The sequence below is a fragment of the Mesorhizobium sp. M7D.F.Ca.US.004.03.1.1 genome (assembly GCF_003998635.1).
Lineage (GTDB): Bacteria > Pseudomonadota > Alphaproteobacteria > Rhizobiales > Rhizobiaceae > Mesorhizobium > Mesorhizobium loti.
Genome location: NZ_RZQG01000364.1, coordinates 1 through 5,663, shown reverse-complemented (window position 1 = coordinate 5,663; position 5,663 = coordinate 1). Strand labels below are relative to the sequence as shown.

Sequence of the window (5,663 nt, the reverse complement as noted above, 5' to 3'; positions counted from 1 at the left end):
GTACTGATCACCGCGCAATGCGATCCGCTGTCGTCGGATGGCGAGGCCTATCGCGACCGCATCATCGCGGCAGGTGGCCGCGCCACCTGGTTCGAGGAACCGGGATTGGTGCACGGCTATCTCAGGGCCCGGCACACGGTCGGCCGAGCCCGCGTAAGCTTCACCCGGATCACTGAGGCGGTAGTCGCCCTTGGGCAGGGCGCCTGGCGCTGGTGAGCGATTTTCCCATCCTGTGAGTGAGACGACTACGCAGACATGATCGGATGCGGCCGGCGTAATGCAGGCGCAATGCTGGCGGTGCAGACCACCATGGGTTCGACCGACAGCAGGAAATCGCAGACATGATAAGGTTCGGAAGCGCGTTGGCGCTCATCATTTGCGCCGCGACGCTTAGCGCATGCGTCGACACGGAGGATTATCGCGACCGCCCCTGGCGCGAACACCACTGGCGGGATCGCGACCACCGACCCGACAGACCGTGGAGGCCGGACAGGCCGTGGCGCCCCGACAGGCCCGATCGTCCCGACAGACCGGATCGGCCAGATCGGCCCGATAGACCGGACTGGCCCGATAGGCCGGACCGCCCAGGGCGCCCCGATTGCGTCAGCGGGCCCGCAATTGATTGCGCGCCCCGGCCCGACGTACAACCCGGCGGACCGGACTGCGCTGATGGTCCTGCGACGAGGCCGTCGCCTGACTGTATCGAGCCGCGCCGACGGCATCGGCAGGATCCCTGATCGGCGGGGCATATGCGGCCTTTATAAATCAGGCCAAAACCTGCTCTCGAATTCCTATGCAGCCAGCGACTATGTAGTTCCGGGCCGCCGCCTGATTGGCGGCCGGAACGACGAACTGGCTTCAGACGAACATGAAATCACATTCAGTCTGGCTGACCTCCCGGGTTAGCCGCAGGATGCCGACGGAGTATTTCGTCCTGGCAAACCTCAGGGAACAGGGCGCGATCATCGGCCGGCTCGCTGGCCATCCGATCGCCGAGACGGTCGTCGATGCGAGTGGGCTGCAATACCATTTTGTCGGCGTTGCACCGCGCGACCGCAGCGGACGCTTTGACGTCGAGGCGCTGCGGACCGGCGAATGGATTGTCCAGCCGGGACTGGTCTATGCCGTTGACGGCAAAGCGACTTCCGTCCCGTCAAAGCCGCCACGGTGCGGACGTAGCCAGCACCGCGTTTGATTGCGCGACATCGGGGCTCCCGCTCAGGGCCAGCATCGCCTCCCGTATAGCTGTTTCGGTTTCAGGGCGAACAGCCGTCATCGGCAATCGGACGTCCGGGCTCAGCCCCAGCGCCAGACTCAAGGCATATTTGACCGGAACCGGATTGCTCTCCAGTTCGAGCGCCGCGATCAGCGGCCGCAAGCGGTGATGGATGGCGCGGGCGGTGTGGTGATCGCCTTGCTGGCACGCATCATGCATCTCGACGCACAGTCGCGGCGCGACGTTGGAGACCACGGAGATGGTTCCACGCCCGCCCATCGTGTTGAAGCCGAACGACGTTGCGTCGTGGCCGGACAGACAGATGAAACGGCGCCTCAGCACAGCGGGAAGCGAGGATAGCCGGCTCACATCGCCCGTAGCATCCTTGATGCCGACGATGGTTGGAATCTGCGCCAGGCGCTCGATCGTCTCCAGCGACAGGTCGACGCCGGTTCGTGCCGGCACGTTGTACACGATGATCGGCAAGCTGATCTTGCGGGCGACCGCTTCGAAATGGCGAAAAATGCCTTCCTGGCTCGGCCTGTTATAGTAAGGCGTCACGATCAGGGCGGCGTCGGCGCCGAAAGCTTCGGCGGCTGTCGAAAAGGCAATCGTCGTCTCGGTGCTGTTGGTGCCGGTGCCGGCGATGATCGGGACCCTGCCGCCGGCAATTTTCACGCAGAGCGCGATGATGTCGAGGCGCTCCTCCCACGACAAGGTCGGGGCTTCACCGGTGGTGCCGCACGGGACCAGCCCGTTGATCCCTTGTTCGATCTGCCAGCGCAAGAGCGTGGTCAGTTGCTTCAGATCGACCTCGCCGTCGGTGAACGGCGTTACCAGCGCGGTCATCGCACCGGTCAGGCGCAGTCGTGCTTGTTCTGACGTCATGGGATTCTCCTGGGTGATATTTTGGATGCGCTGCCTGTTCGAGATGCGAGGAAAGCAGGGCCGACAGCAGCGCAGCAGCCAGATCAGTGTGATCCGCGTCGAATTTGTCGGGCCTGGCCGGCGCCTCCGCATGCGTGGCTTGAAGGCTGCAAAGCCAACGCTCGCCGATCCTGCTGATGGCGGACACCGAACGCTCCGGCTTCGACGCGGCGACGAGCAAGAGGACGGCGTCGAGCGTGGCGCCGGCCTCGACCAACTGGGCAAACCGGCGGCCATGTCGGGATGATCTGTCGAGCGACAGGCCGCGTGCGGCTTCCCACAGCTGGTGTTCGAGCAATCTGCCGACATGCGGGAGACGATCGAGCAATCCGGTCAGGTCGGCAGCGTTGGAATTGTCCATGGCCAGATCGTTCCGATGAGGACGGAACCGGGCGCGATCAGTTGAACAGGGAAAGTCGGACGCTCGCCGGTGCGAAGCGTATCGCGCCGACCCTGTGACCGCTTTCCATCGTGGCGAAACGTATCGCGGAACTCCTGTCCGCGAAAACGCCGCCGGTCTGGCCTTCTTCGTCGCGCGCGATCCAGTGGCCTTCGCCATCGCGTCCGACGACGAAGCGGTGAAGGGTCTCTCCGTCAGGCGAAATATGAGAGGTTTGCATCGTCATCTCCTGCCTTGCTATCAGGAAAGCTGAGCAGCGATCGCGGCGGCGGCCAGCAAGGCGCCGACGACCAGCAGCCACCACGTGGCTGTGAATGGCGCGAGCAAGCCGACCGGCCGGCGGCGATTGCTGTTGGCCGCCAGCCGCGCCTGTTCGAGCTGCGACTTCGGCAACGGACGATGGGTGGGCAGATAGAGCCCGTCTGAGAGGAACATCGGAGACTTCCTTCTTTCTAACTGTCACCACGAGGTGATGACTGCCTGCAGCGGCTCAGGACCGGCTGCACCCAGAAAGATAAAAGCATCCGCATTTGTATTCGAGGCGGGCCAAAACTGAAAAATATAAAAAAGTCATATGTTTATCGCCTGGGCGTATGTGGGACCCAGGCCGGAATTCAGACCGCGAGGGCGCCGTTTCATGCCACCGAGGCAGCAGCCGCCCGACCGGCGCTGCGGCCGGAAAAGATACAGCCGCCGAGGAAGGTGCCTTCCAGCGCCGCATAGCCGTGCACGCCGCCGCCGCCGAAACCGGCGGCTTCGCCGACGGCATAGAGCCCCGCGACCGGCTGGCCGTCGGCACCCAGCACGCGGCTGTCGAGATCGGTCTGCAGGCCGCCCAATGTCTTGCGGGTCAGGATGTTGAGGCGCACCGCGATCAACGGGCCATTTGCCGGGTCAAGCATCTTGTGCGGCTTGGCCGTGCGGATCAGCCGGTCGCCGAGATAGGCGCGCGCACCGCGCAGGGCGGTGACCTGCATGTCCTTGGAGAACGGGTTGTCGAGCTGCCGGTCGCGGGCGCGAATTTCGCGCTCGACCTCAGCCAGCTCAAGCAACGGCTCACCGCCGGCCAGTGCGTTCATGCGCGCGACCAGGGTCGGTAAATCGGCCTCGACGATAAAATCCTCGCCCTTCTCCATGAACGCCTTGACCGGACCCGGAATGCCTGACGTGGCGCGGCCGAGCACCTGGCGCCAGCTCTTGCCCGTCAGATCGGGGTTCTGCTCGGAGCCCGACAGCGCGAACTCCTTCTGGATGATCTTTTTGGTCAGGATGAACCAGGAATAGTCGAAGCCGGTGCTTATGATGTGGCTGAGCGTGCCGAGCGTATCGAAGCCGGGATAGAGCGGCACCGGCAGGCGCTTGCCGCGTGCATCGAGCCACAGCGATGACGGACCGGGCAGGATGCGGATGGCATGGTCGGTCCAGATCGGCGCCCAGTTCTTGATGCCTTCGACATAGTGCCACATGCGGTCGCGGTTGATGATCGAGCCGCCGGCCTGTTCCGTGATCGCCAGCATGCGGCCGTCGACATGGTCGGGAACACCGGTGATCATGCGCTTCGGCGCCGCGCCCAACCGCTGCGGCCAATTCTCCCGCACCAGTTGATGGTTGGCGCCGATGCCGCCGGAGGCGACGATCACCGCTTGCGCGTGAAGCTCGAAATCGCCTGATACTTCGCGCGCGCTCTTGTGGCCGCGCTCGACAGTGCTCGGCTGCAGGATATCGCCACGCACGCCGGTTACAACAGCACCCGTCCGGGTCAATTCATTGACGCGGTGGCGGAATTTGAAGCTGATCAATCCACGCTTCTGAGCCTCGCGCACGCGCAGGACAAAAGGTTCGAGCACGCCGGGGCCGGTTCCCCAGGTGATGTGGAAGCGCGGCACCGAATTGCCGTGGCCGATGGCGTTGCCACCACCACGCTCGGCCCAGCCGACGACAGGAAAGAATTTCAGGCCGCGCTGCAGGAGCCATGAGCGTTTCTCACCGGCGGCGAAGCCGACATAGGCCTGCGCCCATTTGCGCGGCCAGAAATCCTCCGGCCGGTCGAATGCGGCCGTTCCCATCCAGTCTTCGAGCGCCAGATCATGCGAATCGCGGATGCGCATGCGCCGCTGCTCGGGCGAATCGACAAGGAAAAGGCCGCCGAACGACCAGAACGCCTGGCCGCCAAGCGACTGCTCCGGCTCCTGGTCGACGATGATGATTTTCTTGCCCGCCTCGGCAAGCTCGGCGGCAGCAACCAGCCCGGCAAGGCCGGCGCCGACAATGATCACATCCGCATCGTCAGCCATTTTTCCTCCCAGAATTAGCCGGCTATCTTATTGTAAGGCTCAGACGGTCTCCCAGCCGTCCGTGCCACCGGCGCGGAAGATGGCGTCGATGACTTTCTGGTTGAGCACGGATTCCTCCAGCGTGAAAACACGCTCCTTGCCGCCCTGTGCCACACGCGCGATGGTCTCGACCTCCAGCCGGTACTGCTGTGTTCCGGGGAAGCGGAACACTTGCGCCTCGGTGTGGTTCTGGTTGTGCAGTTCGACGCGGTGGTGGTCGTAGAGCCCTGCGTTGAAGGGCGAGAACACTTCGATGAAACCCTTCTCGCCGTGGAACACCATGACCTGGCGCGCCGCCATCTGCGTCGACAGGTAGAAGGACAGTTCGAAGTCGCCGAAATCGGCGCGGATCGAGGAGTAGATGTCGGTGCCGAATTTCTTGTCGCGCTCGATCGTCGCCTGGACGCGCAGCGGCTCCTTGCCGGTGGAAAAGCGCGTCGACACGGTCGGGTAGACGCCGATGTCGGGCAGCGCGCCGCCGCCGAGGTCGAGCTGGTTGCGCATGTTGTTGGGATCGACATTGTAATAGGAGAAGGCGCCCTGCACATGGCGCAGCCGGCCGATGGCACCACTGGCGATGAGATCGCGCACCTTGATCCATTGCGGGTGGTAGATGACCATGAAGGCTTCGCAGACCAGCACCTTTTTGGCATCGCGCAGCTTGATCAGCGGGAGAATGTCCTTGGCGTCGAGCGCCAGCGGCTTTTCGACCAGCACATGCTTGCCGGCTTCGATGGCCTTGGCCGCCCATTCGACATGCTGCGAAGTCGGCAGCGGGATGTAGACG

At 63.9% G+C, this 5,663-nt stretch carries 7 protein-coding genes and 1 pseudogene; 3 read left to right on the top strand and 5 right to left on the bottom strand.

What is annotated here, in order from left to right; all coding sequences use genetic code 11:
• Together EN935_RS19905 and EN935_RS19895 are read left to right on the top strand one after the other, a co-directional pair.
• A pseudogene (locus EN935_RS19905) lies at positions 1-216 on the top strand (alpha/beta hydrolase fold domain-containing protein); the annotation flags it as partial.
• Positions 217-868: 652 nt separating this feature from the next.
• On the top strand, positions 869-1,195 hold the full coding sequence (locus EN935_RS19895; RefSeq protein WP_127265308.1) for a hypothetical protein: 327 nt from the start codon (positions 869-871) through the stop codon (positions 1,193-1,195).
• Here the strand turns inward: EN935_RS19895 and dapA are convergent.
• Positions 1,154-2,104 (bottom strand): 4-hydroxy-tetrahydrodipicolinate synthase, encoded by a 951-nt coding sequence (gene dapA, locus EN935_RS19890; protein ID WP_127265309.1) that lies wholly within the window; start codon positions 2,102-2,104, stop codon positions 1,154-1,156. The two genes, EN935_RS19895 and dapA, sit on opposite strands and share 42 nt — an antisense overlap.
• A 25-nt stretch (positions 2,105-2,129) precedes the next feature.
• On the opposite strand from dapA, the gene EN935_RS19885 reads away from it, so the two are divergent.
• Complete coding sequence (locus EN935_RS19885; protein WP_127265310.1) at positions 2,130-2,390, top strand: hypothetical protein; 261 nt, start codon at positions 2,130-2,132, stop codon at positions 2,388-2,390.
• Between the two features lie 151 nt (positions 2,391-2,541).
• On the opposite strand, the gene EN935_RS19880 is transcribed toward EN935_RS19885, so the two are convergent.
• From EN935_RS19880 to EN935_RS19865, 4 genes are all read right to left on the bottom strand, one after another.
• On the bottom strand, positions 2,542-2,763 hold the full coding sequence (locus EN935_RS19880; protein ID WP_245468980.1) for a hypothetical protein: 222 nt from the start codon (positions 2,761-2,763) through the stop codon (positions 2,542-2,544).
• Positions 2,764-2,783: 20 nt separating this feature from the next.
• The gene (locus EN935_RS19875) at positions 2,784-2,978 is read right to left on the bottom strand and encodes a hypothetical protein (RefSeq protein ID WP_109666906.1); all 195 of its coding nucleotides are present in this window, start codon (positions 2,976-2,978) and stop codon (positions 2,784-2,786) included.
• A 200-nt stretch (positions 2,979-3,178) separates the two neighbouring features.
• Positions 3,179-4,837 (bottom strand): FAD-binding dehydrogenase, encoded by a 1,659-nt coding sequence (locus EN935_RS19870; protein ID WP_127265312.1) that lies wholly within the window; start codon positions 4,835-4,837, stop codon positions 3,179-3,181.
• 39 nt (positions 4,838-4,876) lie between these two features.
• A partial coding sequence (locus tag EN935_RS19865) for a Gfo/Idh/MocA family oxidoreductase (RefSeq protein ID WP_164771213.1) occupies positions 4,877-5,663 on the bottom strand: 787 nt, incomplete at its 5' end.